This is a genomic window from Candidatus Alcyoniella australis, assembly GCA_030765605.1.
GTDB classification, from domain to species: Bacteria; Lernaellota; Lernaellaia; order JAVCCG01; family Alcyoniellaceae; genus Alcyoniella; species Alcyoniella australis.
Genome location: JAVCCG010000072.1, coordinates 38,210 through 58,251, shown reverse-complemented (window position 1 = coordinate 58,251; position 20,042 = coordinate 38,210). Strand labels below are relative to the sequence as shown.

General features: G+C 63.3%; 13 protein-coding genes. 3 read left to right on the top strand and 10 right to left on the bottom strand.

Features of this window, described 5'->3' with window-relative positions; genetic code table 11:
* Positions 1 to 38: 38 nt before the first annotated feature.
* The 3 genes from P9M14_08175 to P9M14_08165 are packed head-to-tail and all read right to left on the bottom strand — an operon-like array spanning position 39 to position 3,940.
* Positions 39 to 770 (bottom strand): glycosyltransferase family 2 protein, encoded by a 732-nt coding sequence (locus tag P9M14_08175; GenBank protein ID MDP8255710.1) that lies wholly within the window; start codon positions 768 to 770, stop codon positions 39 to 41.
* Positions 767 to 2,182 (bottom strand): radical SAM protein, encoded by a 1,416-nt coding sequence (locus tag P9M14_08170; GenBank protein ID MDP8255709.1) that lies wholly within the window; start codon positions 2,180 to 2,182, stop codon positions 767 to 769. Before P9M14_08170 ends, P9M14_08175 begins: the two co-directional genes overlap by 4 nt.
* 42 nt (positions 2,183 to 2,224) lie before the next feature.
* Entirely contained in the window at positions 2,225 to 3,940 is a 1,716-nt protein-coding gene (locus P9M14_08165) for a hypothetical protein (GenBank protein MDP8255708.1), read from the bottom strand.
* A gap of 85 nt (positions 3,941 to 4,025) precedes the next feature.
* On the opposite strand from P9M14_08165, the gene P9M14_08160 reads away from it, so the two are divergent.
* Positions 4,026 to 5,348 (top strand): radical SAM protein, encoded by a 1,323-nt coding sequence (locus tag P9M14_08160; protein MDP8255707.1) that lies wholly within the window; start codon positions 4,026 to 4,028, stop codon positions 5,346 to 5,348.
* 2 nt (positions 5,349 to 5,350) lie between these two features.
* Entirely contained in the window at positions 5,351 to 6,814 is a 1,464-nt protein-coding gene (locus P9M14_08155) for a radical SAM protein (GenBank protein MDP8255706.1), read from the top strand.
* On the opposite strand, the gene P9M14_08150 is transcribed toward P9M14_08155, so the two are convergent.
* The 7 genes from P9M14_08150 to P9M14_08120 form a co-directional block, all read right to left on the bottom strand.
* Positions 6,808 to 7,527 (bottom strand): PHP domain-containing protein, encoded by a 720-nt coding sequence (locus P9M14_08150; protein MDP8255705.1) that lies wholly within the window; start codon positions 7,525 to 7,527, stop codon positions 6,808 to 6,810. The two genes, P9M14_08155 and P9M14_08150, sit on opposite strands and share 7 nt — an antisense overlap.
* A gap of 16 nt (positions 7,528 to 7,543) precedes the next feature.
* On the bottom strand, positions 7,544 to 8,671 hold the full coding sequence (locus P9M14_08145; protein ID MDP8255704.1) for a hypothetical protein: 1,128 nt from the start codon (positions 8,669 to 8,671) through the stop codon (positions 7,544 to 7,546).
* Positions 8,668 to 9,159 carry a hypothetical protein gene (locus tag P9M14_08140; protein ID MDP8255703.1) on the bottom strand — a complete coding sequence of 164 codons (492 nt, stop codon included), beginning with the start codon at positions 9,157 to 9,159 and terminating at the stop codon, positions 8,668 to 8,670. The genes P9M14_08145 and P9M14_08140 overlap by 4 nt, the downstream gene beginning before the upstream one ends.
* 21 nt (positions 9,160 to 9,180) lie before the next feature.
* Positions 9,181 to 11,709 carry an AAA family ATPase gene (locus tag P9M14_08135; protein MDP8255702.1) on the bottom strand — a complete coding sequence of 843 codons (2,529 nt, stop codon included), beginning with the start codon at positions 11,707 to 11,709 and terminating at the stop codon, positions 9,181 to 9,183.
* A gap of 64 nt (positions 11,710 to 11,773) precedes the next feature.
* Positions 11,774 to 13,792 carry an alpha-galactosidase gene (locus tag P9M14_08130; protein MDP8255701.1) on the bottom strand — a complete coding sequence of 673 codons (2,019 nt, stop codon included), beginning with the start codon at positions 13,790 to 13,792 and terminating at the stop codon, positions 11,774 to 11,776.
* The gene (locus tag P9M14_08125; protein MDP8255700.1) at positions 13,789 to 16,203 is read right to left on the bottom strand and encodes a penicillin acylase family protein; all 2,415 of its coding nucleotides are present in this window, start codon (positions 16,201 to 16,203) and stop codon (positions 13,789 to 13,791) included. The genes P9M14_08130 and P9M14_08125 overlap by 4 nt, the downstream gene beginning before the upstream one ends.
* Before the next feature lie 141 nt (positions 16,204 to 16,344).
* A complete protein-coding gene (locus tag P9M14_08120) occupies positions 16,345 to 17,751 on the bottom strand; it encodes a pentapeptide repeat-containing protein (GenBank protein MDP8255699.1) in 1,407 nt (468 codons plus the stop codon).
* A 164-nt stretch (positions 17,752 to 17,915) separates the two neighbouring features.
* On the opposite strand from P9M14_08120, the gene P9M14_08115 reads away from it, so the two are divergent.
* A complete protein-coding gene (locus P9M14_08115) occupies positions 17,916 to 20,036 on the top strand; it encodes a glycoside hydrolase family 2 TIM barrel-domain containing protein (GenBank protein MDP8255698.1) in 2,121 nt (706 codons plus the stop codon).
* The last annotated feature ends 6 nt before the right edge of the window (positions 20,037 to 20,042 follow it).

Below are 20,042 nucleotides of genomic sequence, written 5' to 3'. Positions count from 1 at the left end.
ATCGTGATGCGCGAGTTTTGCGGACACCTCAAAGGTGCCTACAAACGCCGTGTGCGCACGCGCCAGAGGGTGGCGATGGCGATGAAGAAGTCGCGGGTGCGGATCTTCTTGCCCTGCCAGACTTTGCGCGGGGTGTAGCTCACCAGCACCTCGTGGATCGGCAGCTTGCGGTTGGCGAGCATCGCCGAGACCTCGGGGCAGAACTCGAACCCCTCGCAACGCAGCGGCAGGCTCTTGATCACGTCCATGCGGAAGCACTTATAGCAGGTGGCGATGTCGGTCATCGTCGGGCCGCGTGGGTAGAGCAGGCGGAAGAAGATGTTCTCCAGCGCTCCGCCCAGGGCGAAGATCGTGCCCGAGATGTGCGTACGCCAGATGCGCCCCGAGTGGCGCGTGCCGTAGACCACGGGTTTGCCCTCGAGCAGCGGCCGCAGCAGCTTGGGGTAGTCCTCGATCGAGTATTCGAGGTCCGCATCCTGCACGATCAGGAAATCGCCGGTCGCCTGTGCCAGGGCGCTGCGGATTGCGGCTCCCTTGCCGCGGTTGCGCTCGTGGCGCAGCAGCTTAACCGGCGCGCTTGGATGCTCGGCGATGAACGCTTCGATCTGCTCCACCGATCCGTCGCTGGAGCCGTCGTCCACGATCAATACCTCGCGTTGCATGTTCGGCTCGTCCAGATCGACGTGGCAGGCGCGGCGCAGCACCTCGTAGACGTAGAGCTGCTCGTTGTAGCAGGGGATGACGATGCTCAGCTTGCGCGGTTCGCTCATCGGCCGCCCCGGCTGGGCATGAATACCGAGAGTAAATTTTTAAACATGATCCGTAGCGAGGGCCCGCGCACCAGCGCGCCGAACAGCACCCGCGGTCGCAGGTAGAAGCGCAAATAGGCCTTGCGCTGAAAGCGCTTGACCTGGAGCGCGGTCTGCGGGTCCATCGCGGTGGTCGGCCGGTCGTAGTCGATGTTGGCCAGGGTCTCCAGCGCCATCGAGCCCAGCATGCGATCGCCGATTACCGAGCCGGGGAAGGGCTGGAAGATCAGGAAGTCGGCGTAGTCCAGCCGACTGCGCAACGAGCCGCGCAGGGTCTGCTCGCGCTCCTGCTCGGTCTCGCCGGGGAAGCCCAGCACGTGGAAGCCGCAGACGCGGATCGAGCTGACGCGTCGCACCATCGCGATCTTCTCGTAGAGGGTTTGCACGTCGACCCGGCGTTTCATCAGCTCGAGTACCCGCGGCGCGCCGGACTCGATGCCCACCGAGATAAAGCGGCAGCCCGAGCGCTCCATGGCGCGCACCAGCTCCTCGCTGAGCATCTCAGCGCGCACGCCGTTGGACGCGCACTGCCAGCGCAGGCCGATCTGTTCATCGACCAGCCGGTTGCAGAACGCCAGGGCGAACTGCGACTCGGCCAGGAAGTGGTCGTCGATCAGCGAGAAGCTCGACGCGCCGTAGTCGTCGCGCACGCGGCGCAGGTATTCGAGCAGATAGTCCAGCCCGTGCACCCGGCGTTGCCTGCCGCTGATCAGCCGCGCCGCGCAGTAGGTGCAGGGCATGGGGCAGCCGCGGCCGGTCATCAGCGGGATGTACTGGCCGAAGAAGCACGCCGGATGCTTGACGAACCAGCGCAGGTTCATCGCCTCGAAGTCGGGCAGGCCCAGGCTGTCCAGGTCCTCGACCAGCGCGCGCTCGTTGGCCTGCGCTCCGTTGTCGCTGCGATAGACTAGGCCCGGGATCGACGCCAGATCGTCGGCGCGCTCCAGCGCGTCGCGGCCGTGTTCCGCAACCAGGGCGGCCAGCATCGGCAGGCCGCTCTCGGCCTCGCTGACCTGCGCCAGGTCGAGCTGCGGGAATTGCTCGAGCACGCGCACGCCCATTCCCGAGGGATGCGGACCGCCGAGGATACTCACGCTTTGCGGGCTGAGGCTTTTCACGGTTTGCAGACAGTCGACCACGTGCGGGGTCTCGTTGCTAAAGGCCTTGATCCCGACAAGGTCGAAGCACTCCGAGCGCAGTACGTTGGCCAGGGCGTCGGGGCCTAATCCCGGAGCATTGAGATCGACGAAGCACACCCGGTGCTCGTGAGCCTTGAGCGTCGAGCTCAAATAGCCGATGCCCAGGTCGGGCACGAACTTGCGTCGCGACGCAAGTTTGTCGGGACCGGGTCGGAGTAGCAGGACGTTGGCCATCTATCCCCTAATATATCCCAAATCGATTGCCCGGGATGTGTCTCAGGGAGATCGGCCGTCGAACGGGTCGTTGTCGGCGCGCACGCCGACGAAAAAGTCCGGGCCGGGCAATACGTAGTAGCGATAATCGCGGGCCAGAAAATCGGCCACCGTGGGCCAGGCGTTGAGCAGGTTCTCGGCATAGCGATCGTAGATCACCAAGTCAGGCGGGAACAGCTCGAGCTCGGCGCGCATCAGCGCCTCGCCGCCCGGGTCCTCGCCCAGCGCTCGCAGCCGGTCGGAGCACGGCAGTCCGACCTGAGGTTGCAGCAGGCGGCGCGCAGCCACGCTCATACACAGGTCCACGTACTGGACGGTGTTCATGTAAAAGCTGTGCTGGTAGTGCAGCGGCGGTCGGAGGTAGGGCGCGTAGCCCGTGCTGTCCCAGGCGCGCGCGTCAGTGCCGAACGTCTCCAGGCTCCAGCCGACAACCGCCTGCTGATCGGCCTTGGAGTAGGGTACGAAGAAGCTGAACGGCGATGCCTGTGCGCCGCGCTCGGGCTCGGTCAGATCGCGCAGCTGGTTGAGTGTGAACGGACCGCGCATGCCGGGGCTGAAGCTTTCCTGTATCTGCTGATGGTACTTGCCGTTGGCGAACTCGACCTCGCCCAGGCGCTCCATAATCAGCCGCGGTCCGCACAGGCAGATCGTGGTCAGCAGGGCCAGCGAGGCCAGGGCGCCGATCCAACTGCGTGCCAGGCGCGTCAGCAGCCAGCCGGCCCAGAGGCTCGCGGCGAGCATCGGCGTGATGAAGGTGTGCTCCCAGACCTCGGTGCGGCCGAAAATCTGCAGCGGCGAGAGCAAGGTGAAGATCAGCAACAGCCCGGCGCCCGGCAGATCGCGTCGGCCCCGGGCCGCGTACCAGAACCAGATCAGCCCCACCGCGGCCGCGGCCCAGGCCACGAAATCGTACCAGGCGGTGTCGAACACCTCGGGTACCTGGAGCGGCGCGGACGTGACGTAGCTCAGGCCCGAGACGAACATCGCGTGCAGCATCAGCCGTGTGCCGTGGGGAAAGCCGTAGGAGAGCGGCCCGACCATGAACGCGGCCAGCGAGCCCGCGGCCAGACAGGCGATGCGCGCGGCGAATGCTCCAAAGCTGCGGCGGCCGCGCAACAGCAGCGTGATCTCGTACAGCCCTAGAGCCAGGCCGATCAGGCCCGCGTCGTAGTGATGAAACAGCGCCGTGCCCAGCACCAGCCCGATCAGGCCGAAGCGTCGCGGCGTGTCCGGCCGTTCACCGGCGTAAGTTTGGGCTGCCAGCCACAGGCCGATCAGCCCCAGCACCAGGGCCGGAATCACCTGGCGCGCCTCGACGGTTTTCCACAGCAGGTAGCTGAATCCCGAGCCCACGGCCAACGCGGCCCAGCCGCTGCCGCGTCCGAGCAGCAGGTCGGCAATGCGCTTGAGCGCCCAGCCCGCGGGGATCAGCGAAAGCACCCAGGCCAAGCGCAGCAGCCACATCAAATCGTCGCGTGGCCCGAGCAGCCAGTACAGTGCGGCCCCGTAGTAGTACAGTGCGGAGTTGACCGTGGTGTAGAGCAGGACCGGCCACAGCGTGCAATCGGCCCCGAGGCGGGCCACGCCGACCCAGTTGCGCAGCTCGTCCTCGTTTAGCGGCGTTTCCCAGGCCAGGTAAAAACGGACCCCTAGACCAACCAGGGCCACTGCCGCCCAGAGGACGACCAGCAATCGTTTGGGCGCGTGCTGCTCGTTCATATCGAGCAAGCATGGTAGCACGCGCAAGAGGGCCGGGGCACGTGCGCGGTTATCATGCGCCGCGACACTCTGCTAGAATTCGTGCATGTCCAGAGACAGGCTGCTGCTGCTCAATCCACCGGCCGACAGGCCGACCATGCGCGATTACTATTGCTCGTCCTCGAGCAAAGGACGCACGGTCTGGCAGCCGCTGGACCTAGTGGTGCAAAGCGGCTGGCTGCGCGGCGCGCGTGAACTGACGTTGATCGACGCGGCAATCAGCGGACAAACCGCGCAAAAGGTGCTCCGGGAGATCGAGCGCCTCAAACCGCAGGCCACGTTGGGATTGATCGGTGCGGCGGCGCTGGACTCGGACGTGCAATTTTACAACGAGTTGGGCGCGGCCGCGGGCAGGCTGTTTCTCTCGGGTGACGTGGCGCGCTTTCGGCCCCAGGAGGTGTTTACCGCAATCCCCACGGCCGAGGGGATCCTGCGCGACCTGGCCTCCGATGGCCTGGCGCGAAGGCTCGCCGACGAAGAGCCGGGCCAGGGGCTGTGGCTGCGAGGGGGACCGTTGGACGATGGTCCGCTCAAAGGAGAGTTTCGCTATCCGTTGCCCCTGCACGAACTGTTCTGGCCGCTGCCCTATCGACATCCGTTCCTTGGTTGGCCCTTCGCCTCGCTGCTGACCGATCATGGCTGCCCCTTTGGCTGCGCGTTTTGCAACTCGGGTCGCCCGGGCTGGATGCAACGCGAACCCGACGATCTGTTTGCCGAGCTCGAGGCCCTGGCCGAGCGCGGATTGCGCTGGCTGTTCATCAAGGACATGACGTTCAACGCCGATCCCAAGCGTTGCGCTGATCTGTTGCAGCGGATGATTGCCGGCAACTACGGTTTTCGTTTCGCCGCGTATCTGCGCCCCGACCGCATCGACGACGGGCTGGCGCGGCTGCTCCGGAAGGCCGGATGCGTTGTGGCCCAGCTCGGGATCGAGAGCGGGTCGGACGAGCTGCTCGCGGGCCAGGGCAAGGGGATCGACTTGGCGGCGATCAGGCGCGGCTGTGCGCAGTTGGATCGCGCGGGCGTGCCTATCGGCGGGCACTTCGTGGTCGGACTGCCCGGCGAGAGCGACGCCCAGCGCGCGGCCACGTTGCGGCTGGCGCTGGAGTTGCCCCTGGTCTACGCCTCGTTCAACCTGGCCACGCCGCGCTACGGCTCGCGGCTCGAGCCCGGCGGAGGACTGGAACAGATGGACGGATCGCACGCAGTGCAACCCATGTTGCCGCAGGTGCTCGAGTTCGTGCGCCGGGCCAATCGACGCTTCTATTTACGGCCGCGGACCTGGCGCCGTGCGGCCGCGACATCACCCGCCGGAGCGCGGGGGCTGCTGCGCGGCGGCCTGGCGCTGCTGACAGGCAAGGGGGCTTGACCGTGGCCGAGCGCTTCGTGCTGATCTTCCCGCGTACCACGCTGCTCGACCGTTTCAAGCAGGCGCCCACGGTTCCGTTGCCGATTCTCGCGGCCTGCCGCGGGTTGCCGCCGGACGTGGAGCCGCTGCTGATCGACCAGCGTTTCGAGCCCGACTGGCGCGCCCGGCTGGCCGCAATCCTCGAGCGTGGGGACGTGATCGGCGTGGGGCTTTCGGTGCTCACCGGTCATCCGATTGCGCCGGCGCTGGAGATCTCGCGCTTTGTGCGTCAACGCGCGCCGGGCGTAAGCGTAGTCTGGGGTGGCAAGCATCCCACGCTGTTCCCCGAGCAGACCGCGCGTTCCCCGCACGTGGACGTGGCCGTGCGCAGGGAGGCCGAGGCCGTGCTCCCCTCGCTGATCGAGGCGCTGCGCGGACAATGCGATTTGGCCGACGTGCCCGGCGTGGCGTTCAAGCGAGGCAACGAGGTGGTGCGCAACCCCGACGCGCCCTACGTCGATCTGAACGAGCTGCCCCAGGTGCCCTACAACCTTCTGGATAAGGCGATCTACAGCCCGCCGGGCAAGAGCACCACGGTGTTTGTCGAGACCAGCCGCGGCTGTCTCAAGCGCTGCGGCTATTGCTACCACTCAGGCGCGGGCACCACCAAGTGGCGCGCGCTGGAGCCCGAGCGCGCGGTGGAGCAGATGCTGGCGGTGCAGCGCGAGTTTCCAAACCTCGGTCTGCTCGAGGTGGTCGACGATTCGTTTTTCCACGATCTGCAGCGCGGGCTGCGGATCATGGAACTCAAGATAGAGCGCGGGCCGCAGGTGCCGATGCAACTGCAAGGGGTCGAGGTGCGCAACGTTGCGCTCATGAATGACGAGCAGCTGGCGCTGCTGGCGCGCGCCGGGGTCAGGCGCGTGGACCTCGGAGTCGAGAGCGGCTCGGACCGCGTGCAGAAGCTGATCAACAAGGGAGTCGACCTGGAGTCGGCCCGAACGCAACTTGTCCGTCTGCGGCGCGCCGGGATTATCCCCTGGTGCAACTTGATCCTCGGCTTTCCCGACGAGACCGCGCAGGAGCGACGCTCCACCGTGCTCTTTGCTCGCGACGCGCTACGGATCAACCCGCAGACCCAGATCAGCCCGATCTACTCCTACACGCCATACCCCGGCACCAAGCTCTTTGAGCGTGCGCGCGAGCTCGGCGCGAGCTACCCCGAGGACATCGAGGGGATGGCCGGATTCCACTGGTCCAACCCCCAGGTTCCCTGGATCGACGAGCGCACGCGGCGCGAGTTGGGACGGCTGTACTTCTATTCGATCTTCATCGACGGCAAAATTGCCCACTACCATTCCAACACGCTGGTGCGCCTGGCCGCGCGCCTGTTTCGGCCCGTGGCGCGCTATAGGCTGTTTCGCCACCGGCTGGGACTGCCGCTGGCCAAGTGGGCCTTTGAGCTGGCGTTCGGCAAAGATTACTGAGGCGGGGGCGTCTCGGGCCTGACCGGCGAGCGGCCGTAAAGCATGCGATAGAGCCTGCGGTACCACAGGTTGGGGTAGAGGTAGAGCACGGTCAGCGCCGTGTACAACGGGTTGGCGCGACGCTCGATCACCAGCTGGGCTCGCTGCATTTTATCGAGAAAATCGGCCGGACCCTCGAAGGGCTCGATGCGCTGGTAGATCCGGCCCAATGCGTTGGACGTGTGGGCGTCGGTGGACGCGGCGAGAGCCTTTTGTGCGGCCGCGCCCCAGGCCCAGGCCATGGCGTCGTGGCGCGGGATGAAGTTGCGGCCGTTGACCGCTTCGACAATGTCGACCAGGTCGATGATCCGACCGTGGTCGCGGCGCTTGACCCGGTCCCAGGCCAGCATTGCCATCGGGTGCGGCAGATAGACTAGGCCGCCCTGTTCGCGGATTAGCTCGGCTGTGTCTCGCAGCTCAAGGCCGGAGGGCACCTCTTGCTGGAGGAACAGCCCGAGCAGCTCGCCTTGGCGCGTGCTGGTCTCCTGGCCGACGATCAGCCGCAAGCGGCCATCGGCCCAGGCCGCGGCCTCCAGCGCGCCGTCGATAGTGTTGTGGTCGGTGATTGCCAGGCCGCCCAGTCCGGCTGCAAGCGCCTGCTCCACACGCTGACGCGGGCTGGTCCAGCAATCGGGGCTGTGGTGCGTGTGGCAGTGAAGGTCGACTTTAATCATTAGTGCCGAAACGGGATCAGGGTAAATCGGTTTGATAGACGCGCCAGGTGCGATAGCGACGGCCGCCCATCAGGATGATCGCGCGGTTCATCGCGTCGTTGTCCTCGATAATCCAGCCCATGTCTCCCCATTGGTAGCCTAGGCGGCGTCCTGCCTCAAGGGTGCGCAGGTAAAATACGGCGCCGATGCCCAGCCGTCTGTAAGGCCGTTTGACCCCGAGGGTTGTCACGCGGCACGAGCGGACGCGGTGGCCTTTGATCATCCAGAGCATGGTCAGCCAACCCAGTGGGAACAGCCGCCCGCGGTTGCGGATCAGCACCTCGTTGATGTTGGGGATCGTCAGCGCGGCTCCGGCCAACTCGCCGTCGACATGGGCGAACATCATCAACTCGGGGTCGATCACGTATTTGAGCAGCGCCGCGTGGTGCCGGAACTCTTTGGGGGTCATCGGCGAGAAGCCCCAGTTGCGCGCCCAGGCCTCGTTGTAGACCTCGACCCAACGATCTAGCTCGTTGTTCCAGTCGCGCAGGTTCACCGGCCGCACCACGACCTCGGGCCGCGCCAGGCACTCTTCGGCGACCTGATGCACGATCTCCGGCGCCTGAGCCGTGGTGTCCATGCGATAGCCGTAGACGTCCCGGGCCTTGGTCAGGCCACAGCCCTCGAGCAGGTCGGCGTACCACGGCGGGTTGTAGCTGTACATCATTACCGGCGGGCCGTCGAAGCCGTCGATCAGGCAGCCGTAGTCGTTGTCGTTGCCGTTGTAGGCCAGCGGACCCGTGGCGCGTTCCATGCCCTGATCGCGCAGCCAGTTGCGGGCCGCCTCGATTAGCGCCGCGGCCACTTGTGGATCGCGGATCGACTCGAAAAAGCCGAACTGGCCGGTCTTGGTCTGCTGGAACTCGACGAAGTTATCGTCGACCGAGGCACTGATGCGGCCCAGGACCATGTCGTGGCGCCGGGCGAGGAAATACGCGGTGCGGCCGTGGTCGAGGAACGGATTTTTTTTCGGATCGATCCGCTCGCGCATCTCCATCAGTAGCGGCGGCACCCAGTGCGGATCGTCGCGGTAAAAATCGAAAGGCAGGCGGATGAAAGCCCGGCGCTGGGCGCAGGTGCGCACCGGAACGATTTCGACGCTCACCCTGCGTCGGTCCTGAACAGACGGCGCGTCAACAGCAGCGCGGCCAGGCCGATCAGCAGAGCTCCGAGCTCGAGGCTCAAACTCCGCGGGGGCAGGGCGACCGCCGAGGTCAGCCCCAGCGCCGCGTCGCCGTCGCGGCAGGCGTCGCCCACGCCATCGCCCAGCGAGTCGGCCTGATCCTGGTTGGCAATCCGCGGGCAGTTGTCGTCGGCGTCGGGAACGCCGTCGTTGTCGTCGTCCGGATCGTCGATGTCGGGCAGGCCGTCGCCGTCGTTGTCCAGCTGAACCAGCATCATGCTGTAGTCGTAGGCCTGTTCGCCGCAGGCGATCTCACCATCGTCGTCGTCATCGTCGTCGTCGCCAAGGTCGTCGGAGGGCTCGCCCACAGGGTACTCGATCACCTCGGCGGGCTCCCCCTCCTCGCAGGCCAGGCCCAGCAGCAGGCCCAGCAGCCCGAGCATCAGGAAGATTGTCAGTGTACGCCTCACTCGATCCCTCCGTGCCGGTGGCTATTCGGCGTTGTCCTTACTCTGATTGTTGTCGGCGTTTGATTTGGATTTATTGTTCTTGCCCGACTTGGTGCGCTCGAAATCGCGCAGCCCGCGCGCCAGTTTAACCAGCCGTTGGTCGACCTTGGCCATGATCGAACCGTTGGTCCACGAGCCGTCGCGTTCGCGTTTGCCCGCGGGTACGCCGGTGAGGATCTCGATCCCCTGGTCGACGTGCTCCACCGGCCAAATGTGGAAGCGGCCCTTGGCCACCGCGTCGACCACCTGCTGCTTGAGCATCAGGTCGCCGGCGTTGCTACGCGGGATCATCACCCCCTGGCGACCGCTGAGTCCGCGGGCCTTACAGGTGTCGAAGAAGCCCTCGATCTTCTCGTTGGCCCCGCCGATCGCCTGGACGTTGCCGTATTGATCGACCGAGCCGGTGACCGCGATCGATTGCTTGATCGACCTGCCGGACAGCGCGGAGAGCAGGGCGTAGAGCTCGGTGCTGCTCGCCGAGTCGCCGTCGATGTGCGAGTAGCTCTGCTCGAAGCAGATCGAGGCGCTGATCGCCAGCGGCTTGTCCTGGCAGAAGCGGCTGCGCAGGAACCCGGAGAGGATCAGCACGCCCTTGTCGTGCGTGCTGCCCGAGAGCTTGGCCTCGCGCTCAATGTTGGTCAGGCCGCCGCGCCCCATTCCGACCTGGGCCGTGACCCGGCCGGGCTTGCCGAAGCGCATGCTGCCCACCTGGTAGACCGCCAGGCTGTTGACCTGCCCCGCGACCTTGCCCTTGACCTCGACGCGGATGATCCCTTCGTCGATGTACTCCTGCATCTTTTCCTCGATCAGCGAGGATCGAAAGCGTCGAGCCTCGATCGCCGTTTCTAGGTGTTTGGTGCTCACGACTTTGCTGCGTGCGCGCGCGGCAAAGGCGTCGGCCTCGCGGATGATGTCGGCCAGCACGGTGAAGCGCGCGGTCATCTTCTTTTGGCGTCCGGACATCCGCACGCCTTCCTCGACCAACAGGGCCACGGCCTGGCGGTTAAAGTGCCGCAGCTCCTCGTCCTCGACGATTTTCTTGACAAAGCCGGCGTACTTGGCGATCTCGATTTTGGAGCGGTCGAGCTCGTGGTCGAACTCGGCCTTGATCTTGAAGATCTTCTTAAAATCTTCGTCCCAGGCGTAGAATTGGTTGTACAGGTGGTTGTCGCCCACGACCACGATTTTGAGGTCGATTCCCAGCGGCTCGGGCTTCATCGCCGAGGCCGAGAGGAAATAGTAGGGGTCGTATCCCTCGATTTCGAGCTTGCGTGTCTTGAGCGTGCGTTTGAGGCTCTTCCATACTCCGGGCTCGGTCACGGCGTCGAGCAGATTGATCACCAGGTAGCCGCCGTCGGCCTTGAGGATGCTGCCGGCGCGGATCTTGGTGAAGTCGGTCATCCAGATCCCGCCGCGTGAGATCGTCTTTTCGATCGTGCCGAACAGGTTGCTGTAGGTCGGCACGTTCTCGACGATCACCGGCGGACCGCTCTCGCCGTCGCGGTCCACGAGTACGTTGACCGCGAACTCGGTGAACAGATCCTCGGCCGCCTGCCCCTGCATCATCATCGCGGCCATCGGGTTGGCCGGGGTCTGCTGCTCGCCCTCGCGGAAGCGGTCGAGGTTGTCCAGGATGAACTCGAACGCCGCGTCGAGGTACTGCTTGATCTGGCCGTTGACGAACTTCTCTGCGATTTCCGCGATCAGCCGCTGGATCATCTCGTGCATGTACGAGCGTTCGAGGGTTTTAAGGTCGGTCTTGATCTGTTTCTCGATGTTGCGCGCCTGGGTCATCACGGTCTCGAGATGGACGTGCAGCTCCTGGTGCTTGTTCTTGAGCTCGTCGAATTTTTTTCTGGGGAAGTTCCCCTGCTCGACCAGCGATTCGAGCTTGTCAAAGGCAACTGGCTGTTCCTCGATTACCGGCATCACCATCGGCTGGACCATCGTTCCCATCTGTACCTGGACCAGCACGAAGTTCTCGGCCTTGATTTTGGTCTCCAGCTCTTTAAAAAGCTGCTTCTGCGCCTCGCGGTGGGCCGAGACCAGGCCGTCGCGTTTGGTCTTGAAGTCGTCCGACTCGAAGATCTCGGGCACGGTCTTTTTAAGGAAGTCCACCAGCTCGGCCATCTCGCGCTTGAGCAGCTTGCCCTTGCCCGCCGGGAGCTTGAGTACGCAGGGCTTGTTCTGGTCCTTGAAGTTGTTGACGTAGCAGATGTCCTGCAGGTTCACGTCGGATCGCGCACGATTGGCCAGCAGCGCGCGGATCGTGGTCATCTTGCCGGTGCCGGCCATGCCCGCGACGTAGATGTTGTATCCCGGGCTCCACAGGTCCAGCCCCAGATCGAGAGCCTCCACCGCGCGCTTCTGACCGAGGATCCCGTCCAGCGGCTCGGCCTTGGCCGTGGTGGTGAAATCCAGGCAAGTGTGATCGCAGCGCCAGCGCAACTGTTCGGTGGTCAGCTCGGGATGATCGACGGACGGCTTTTTGGAAACTTTTTTGCCCGGCATGAATACCTCCGGTTCAGTTGAAGATGACCGCACTCATTCTAGCTGCGCCCCCCAAGCCGTACAACTAGCGATCAAATACCACGGCCAGGCAGGCGTGCGGCTCGAGCTTTGCGCGCAGCACTCCGCCCGGCGCGCGGACCTCGCGGCCGTCGAACAACTCGCGACCGCAAAGCTCGCGCCCGGAGCAGCCCAGCTGGGTCGCCACATCGAAACTCAGCTCGCGGCTGCGCTCCTCGAAGTTGGCCAGCACGGCCAGCGGACCCTCGGGAGTTTGCGCCAACATCAGCTCGGGTCTGCGACGTGCGAACAGGTCGACCGCGAGGAAGTTCTCGCTTTGCAGTGCAGCCGCGGCAATCGCCAGCTCGAGACGGTCGGGATCGACCTTGGACATGTTGTCCGAGACCAGCAGCATTCCGCCCGAGGCGGCGATGATCGCGGCCAGGGTCCGCGTTTCGTCCTCGCTCAGTTTGTTGTCCACGCGGCGGATCATCAGGCAGTCCGGGTCGTTGAACCACAGGCGGCGATGCATGAACGCGCGCGTGATCGTGTTGCGCAGCGCGTTGTTGGCCGAGAGCATGTGTCGGTCGCTGAGCAGTCTGCGCACCAGCGGCCGGTCCCACAGCGGCGTGACGTCCGGGCCGATGCGCATGCAGTCGACAATCCCCACCGCGGGCAGCAGCGGGCAGCCGCAGCCGAGCAGAAATCCGTCGCCAATGGCGCGTCGCACTGCCTCGAGACCGCGACGTAGGGCGTCGGCGCGCGTGCTGGTCGGGTCGTGGCGCACTCCGTCGAGGCAGGCGCAGAACAGGAAGTCGATCTTGAAGAAGCGGAATCCCCATTGCCGCATCTGCCCCAGGCAGCGCTCCACGTACTCCAGCGCGCCGGGATGGGTCATGTCCAGGCCGTAGTAGCGCCCGCCCCACATTGGGTTGATCCCGCCGCTGATCGGTTTGCCGCGCGCGTCGCGCAGCACCCATTCGGGATGCTCGCGGAACACGCGGCTTTTACGCATGCACGAGAAGGGCGCGGTCCAGATGCCCGGCGTGAACCCGGCCTGGTCGATGCGTTGCGCCAGATCGTCGAGGCCTGCGGGGAACTTGTCGTTGATCTCCAGCCAGTCGCCCAGGCGGTCCTGGTAGCCGTCGTCGAGCTGAATGATCTCGATCGGCAGCCGGTCGCGCAACGCGGCGATACGTTCGATGTTCAGCCGCATCTCTTGCTCGTCGATATTGCGAAAATAGTGGTACCACGAGCACCAGCCCACGGGTTTACGCTTAGGCACGCGCGCCGCCATCCGCTCGCCGCACAGCTCGGCCCACAGCTCCAGCGGCTGCGCGCCCGGGCCGAAAAACCCGAGCATCAGCGTCTCGGAGCGCACGCTGCGCCCTGGCTCGAGCAGCATGCCGTCGAAACGCAACGTGGCCCTCAGCCGTTTGAGCAGCAGCCGCGGACGCCCCAGCTCGAGCAGCATGTCGCCGAACTGGCGCGCACCGCTGATAAAGCCCAGCAGCAGGCCGCAGCCGCTTTGGCGATCGACGATTGCGGTCACGCCGTCCGAGCGCACACGCCCGGGCTTGGCCGCGCCGGGGTTGAGGTAGTCCTCCTCCTGTACGCGGATCAGGCCGATGCGCGGGCTGGTGTCCGCGTCATCCATGGAGAGCGTCTCGGACGCGGACCACGACTGCCAGCCGTTTTGGAACACGGCCCAATCATTGCGCGATTCGCCGAGCACCAGGTCGGCCCCGTGATCGCCGTCCAGGTGCAGCAGGTCAAGGCTTTGCAGGCGCAGGGACGCGTCGGAATCGTTGTGTACCTGGGCTTCGATCAGCAGGCAGTTGCGCTGTTCGTCGATGCGCAGTTTGGCGTCCACCCGCACTCCGCAATTCTCGAAACACCAGCGCTGCATGCCATCGATCGGGTCCTGGGCCGCGTCCGGACTGCGCAACTCCACGCGGCCGTGTTCGGTCTGGTAGGTCAGCCTGATCTGCGGGAACTGGATGTAGGCTGCCCGATCGCCGTCAGCCTCAATGCGCCACGGGCCGTTGTCCGGGCGGCGCAGGACCTTCAGCGGAAGCAGGCTCACTGAGCTTCTTCAACGGGCCGCAGCAGCAGGCGTCTGGACTTGCTCGCCTGCTCGATCTCCTCGCGATTCCACAATTGGGTCTTGTAGCTCACCTCGGCCCACAACGGAGCTTGGTCCGAGTAGTGCTCGTTGCCTGGATGGCCCGACTGGCCGGTGGTGATCGCGCTGCGCGGATGGTCCGGGTCGGCCGCGTCGAACAGGAAGCGCAGGCTCGGGTAGTGCGCCACGCGCCAGCCGCTGCCGATCGACCAGGCGTTGGCGTTGATCGTGTGAGCGTCGCCGCCCACGATCAGCGGGCCGAAGTCCAGCAGCCGTCCGGCCAGTCCGCCCGCGCCCGCCGGGTGCTGGAAGATCGCACCGTGGATCGCGCCCCAGCTCCACTTGGACATATCCGGACCCAGCAGCGCGCTGAGTTCGTCATTGGTCTGCATCAGGGCCGCGCGCACGATCTCGCGGCGGGTCTCCACCACGCCCTCGGTGTTGCGGTCGTCCCAGAACTGATTGGACGGATCGCCCACCAGCGCGTCCAGCGGGCTGTCCAGCGGCATCTTGCGCCGGGCGAACGGTTCGAACAGCTCGCCGAGCTCATCGCCGATCCACAGCCGCCACAGTTTGCCTAGGAACACCTCGTACACCGCGGCTGCCGCCGAGTCCGGTGCCAGGTTGCGGTCCCACTGCTCGAGCAGCTCGACCATCCCGCTGAGCTGCGGATCGTCGCCCGCCTCGGCGAACACGACCGCGAGGTAGACCGGCGCCTGTAGGCTCTGCGTATCGCCCTGGATTTTGGCCATCGCCTCGAGGTCGAGCTGGTGGCCGCTGTCGAGCAGCTCGTTGATTCGGTTATAGCGATAGGGCCGCACGAAGCTGTGGCTGATGGTGTAGTCCAGGCCATCGTCCGAGTCGGTGTTGGCCGAGAGCACGTAGCCCCGGCCCGGATCGCGTTCGTGCGGCAGCATCTCGAACGGCACGTAGCCGGTCCAGCGCTTGGTGTCCGACTCCCAGCCCGGCACCGGATACTTGCCCGAGTATCCCGTGCGCCGCGGCACGCTGCCAAACGGCTGCCAGCCGTAGTGGCTCTCGAGATCGACGTAGACCAGGTTCTGGCTCAGGCCCTGGAACAGCCGCACGGCCTGGATCAACTCCGCGGAGTTGCGCGAACGGACCATTGCCTCGAACGCCGCCAGGCTGTCGCGCTCATCCTGGCCGACCCAGCGCAGGGCATAGGCGATGCCCATGCCCTCGGCGTCCAGATTCTCTTGCTTTGGCATGCGCACGATCGGACCGTTGGGCCCACGATACATCTTGCGCACCAAGGTCTCGCCGCCGCGCACCTCAAAGGATTCGCTCCGCTGCTCCAGCGCCTGCCAGCCATCGGGGGTCAGCACCTCGCCTGTTTCGAGCCGAACTTTTTCGAGCACCAGGTCGGCGTTGTCGGTCATCACGTTGGTGAAGCCCCAGGCCACACCCGCGTTGCGGCCGATGGCAACGAACGGCGCGCCCGGGATCGAGAACCCGGCAAAGCGAAACTGCGGGCACTGGATATGCACCTCATACCAGATGCAGGGCAGGGTCAGCCCCAAATGCGGGTCGTTGGCCAAAATCGGCTCGCCGCTCTTGGTCTTGCCCATGCCCGCGGCCCAGTTGTTGCTCGCCGCGGGCCCGGAGAAGCGCAACAGGGTTTCAAGCGCGGCCAGCTCCTGTTGATCGGGCGGCGCGCCGGGCTCGATGGCGCCGGGTTCCTCAAAGCCGAACAACAGCTCGATCTCCTGCTGGGTCAGCGTGGCCGAGAGGTCGGCGGCGAGGCGCTCCTCCGGGAAGTTCAGCGAGAGGTACCAGCAGTTGAGCAGGAACACGCCGACCACGTCCTCGGGCGTCCAGGGCGCGGGTTGGGCGTCCATCATGCGAAATTCCAGCGGCAGGCGCGTCGGATCGTCCGCGAGCACCGCGTTGACCCCGTCGCAATAGGCCTGCATGCCCTCGCGCAGCCGCTCGGGCATTTCCCCAACCACTCGTCGCGCAATGCCGCGCATGTCGTAGGAGCGGAAAATCTTGTCCTGCTCCAGAGCGATGGGCCCGGCCAGGGCCGAGAGTTCGCCGAACACCGTGCGGCTGATTCCCTCCATCTGGAAGCGGCGGTCCTGGGCGTGGACCACGCCCTGGGCGAACAGCGCGTCGTGCTCGTTTTGCGCGTAGACGTGCGGTACGCCCCACTGGTCGCGCAATACCTCGACCTCGGCCAGCAATCCCGGCAGCTCGAAGGTTCCGCTGGTCTGCGGGTAGCCGCGAGCCACGTAAAGCCGCATGCCGAAGAACAGCGCCACGATCAGCAGACAAGTGCCGATCGCAACACGCCAGACGAACTTCCTGCGCCGCGGCTGAGCCTGCTGCACGCCCTTTTCCGCTGAGCCCATGGGACACCCCCTAGTTTGAGGAATCATCCTATCCAATGCCATGGACGGGGTAAACAATTATTAGGATTTTAGGTGTTTAATACGACTCAAAACCTGCGTACGAATTTGATGGTTGGAGAATAAATAGACGAGGACTGTCCATCATTCTCCTTCTTGATTTTGATTTTTAAATTCTATCGACATAAATGGAACTTTGCTAACAGCCGTATTAATCATTTGATGTGTCTTTGGATCGAAACCGTCAGGAAACTTTGTGTCAGTATTATATATAGCACTAGACCATAATGTCTCCTCTGATATTTGAGCGTTGCTAATATCTGCTCCTCCTAGACGTGTTCCAACAAAACGGGCTCCGTATAGTATGGCATCTCTGAGGTTAACTTTATTAAGGTTGGCATTTTGAAGATTGGCAAGACCAAGATCCGCGTTTTGGAGGTCGGCTCTTGAGAGATTTGCGTTTTGGAGACTGGCGTCAACAAGAAACGCCTCTTGGAGGTTGGCCTCTTGGAGGTTCGAGCCTTGGAGCTGGGCTCCTTCAAGAGTCGCCTCTTGTAGATTGGCTCTTAATAGCCTAGCCCCCCGGAAATTGGTGTATGTAAGGCTTGCATTATATAAGTTTGCTCCGGATAATATTGCCTTTTCGAGATCGGACCCTTCAAGGGTTGCTTCTTGTAAATCGGCAACCGAAAGGTTCGCATTTTGGAGATTAGCGGCGATAAGATACGCATTGTTGACTTTCGCCCTGACGAGGGATGCATTTATTAGATTGGTTTTACACAAAGACGCATTCTTTAAATTAGATTGATAAAAAGTCGCGCTATTAAACATACCATTATCGAAATTATATCCTTCTAAACATACATGAGAGAGATTTATCACATAGTTCGTACGATCGAATTTAACGTTTCGCCTTCCTATTACTGTCAGTGCTGCTTGAATATCCGTGCGAATGTTTGAAGATCGGTTCTCTAGATGCCCTTCCTCGTCTTTTTTGTCTTTTCCATCGATTGGGGGATATGGTGCGTTTCGGCGGATAAAATCTGAAAGAGTCTCGATTATTGTTGGTTGATAACTCGGGGCATCTCTCATTAAAAGCTCAAGTGCATAAATGGCCCCCCGTTGTGTATCTTCATTATCTTTACCTAATAAATCTATGGCAATTAAGAAACGGTCGTTAAACTGTCTCTTGAGGTCATTAGTGTTACGTTCTCTGTCAAGTACAATTTGCTCTTGAGTATTACAAAGATTGGCCCGACTATGCACTGTGCGCCAATACCAAAGCAGAATCAAAGCAGGGGCAGTAACAAGGGCAGTAATAACGGTCCAGGGCGGATTCTCTTTGACCATCATTGGGATCGCGCACAGATTAAAATATTTCGGAAGCGCTGAGCAATCGCAAAGAAGACTTAAATCCCAAATAGCGAATAAAAGGTCAATAACAAGGCCGACACCAATAATAACCCCAAGGCCGATAGTCTTGGCGATTATTTTTTGATCGAGTTCAATTCGACCCCTCCGGGCCTGTTCTGATTTATTTTCATTGGACATTGGGCAGCTCTCATTTTTCATTCAAGAGTATAAACGTATTATCTACTACGCCCTGATAATGTTTGCAAGCCCCGGAATAAATAGGGAGGTTTGACATTTCTGCGCTGCGGACACGATAATTCCCTTCCCGACTTCTGTTCAAGACCCATCAATGGAGCCATGGCATGATCGATCTTAGCGGCGAATGGGAAGTCCTGCCCGTCGAGGGTTTTAACCCAAGCTACAGCGAGCAGCAGGGCTGGGTCGCGGCGCAGGTGCCTGGGCACTGGCAGCTATGCGAGGGGCTCGAGCGCCACGCGGGCAAGGCGGTCTATCGCAAGCGTTTCAAGCATAAAAAGGCCAAGGGCAGTCAATATCTGCTGCGGCTTGGGGGAGTCTTCTACTACTCGCGGGTGCTGCTCAACGGCGCGGACCAGGGCTCGGACCAGGGCTACTTTACGCCGCGCGAGTATGTGGTGACCGATCTGCTCAAGGCTGACAACGAGCTGATCGTGGAGCTCGATTGCCCGGACGAGAAGGTCAAGGTCGGCAAGAAGCTGATCACCGGCGTGTTCAGCCACTGGGACTGCCTCGACCCGCTGACCAACCCCGGCGGGATCTGGCTGCCGGTGACCATCGAGCCGTTCAAGGCCGCGCGGATTTCGGAGCTGATGCTGGCCACGCGCAACTTTGACGAGCAGCAAGCCACGATCGAGGTTTCGGCGCGGATCGACGCGCTGGAGCCCGGCGCGGCCAAGCTGGCGCTCGATTTCGCGCCGGAGAATTTCAAGGGCGAGGCGCAGCGCTTCGAGTTCGACGTGGCGCTGCACCAGGGCGAGAACGTGGTGCGCCAGACCGTGCAGCTTGCGCCCTACAAGCTGTGGTGGCCCCACGACGTGGGCGAGCCCAACCTCTACAGCGCCAAGCTCAAGCTCAGTCGCGGCCGCACCAAGTGCGACGAGCGCTCGACCCTGTTCGGCGTGCGCACGTTCGAGATGAACGACCTGATCGCCTACATCAACGGCCACCGCTATTTCCTGCGCGGCAACAACTATCCGCCGTCGGACACGCGCCTGGCCACGACCACGGCCGAGCGCGTGCAGACCGACATGGAGCTGGCCAAGCGCGCCAACCTCAATCTGCTGCGCGTGCATGCCCATATCGATCACCCGCTGCTCTACGATGCGGCCGACCGCGCGGGGATTTTGCTGTGGCAGGACTTCCCCCTGCAGTGGCTCTACGACAAGTCGATCATGCCCGAGTGCCTGCGCCAGTCCGAGCAGATGGTGCGGCTGCTCTACAACCACCCGAGCATCGTGATCTGGTGCTGCCACAACGAGCCGGTGCACATCGTCGATACCAAGGACGAGGACACCTGGAGCAAGCTGCGGCTGAGTTTCTCGGCCACGGTCTACTCGTGGAACCGCGATGTGATGGACAGCGCCATGGCCGACAAGCTGCGGCGGATTGACCCCACGCGCGAGACGTTCCGCTCATCGGGCGATTTGGATTTGCTCAAACGCGGTGGCGACACGCATTTCTATTTCGGCTGGTACCGCGCCATGGGCAAGAGCATGTGGACCTTTGACAAGGTGCGCAAATACGCGCCGCGCAACCTGCGGCTGATCTCGGAGTTCGGCGCCCAGAGCCTGCCCAACCGCGAGTCGGCGCTGAAGTTCATCGCGCCCGACGGCGACGCGTCCAAGATCGACTGGGACCATCTGGAACTGCGCCACAGCGCCCAGCCCGAGCTGCTGCGGCACTGGCTTGGCGATGCACCGTTTGCCGACCTCGACCGCTTGATCGAGGCCAGTCAGGACTACCAGTCCAAGCTCAATCGTTTCTACATCGACCGCATCCGCCTGGCCAAATACGAGCCCGCCGGCGGCCTGGTGCCGTTCATGTTCAGCGATCCCAACCCGGCGATCCTCTGGTCGATCGTCGACTATTGGCGCGTGCCCAAGGGCAGCTTCGAGCCCTTTGCCCGCGCGATGAGTCCGCAGTACGCCTTCACCGTGTTCGAGCGCCCGGCGTTCAATCGTGGCCAGATCGCGCCGCTGCCGGTCTACGCGGTCAACGATAAGTTCGAGCCGATGGTTGGCGAGGTCGACGTGCGTTTCAGCGATCCGGCGGGGAACGAGCTGTGGTCCCAGACGCTCAAGGTTGACTTGCCTGCCGACAGCAAGGCCGTGCGCCTGGCGCTGTTCGACGGTAAGGTCGAGCGTATCGGCGACTACAAGTTCGAGATCGTGCTGCGTATCGGCGATTCGAAGCTGGTCAACAACTACGATCTGACCGTGGTCTGATTTGCG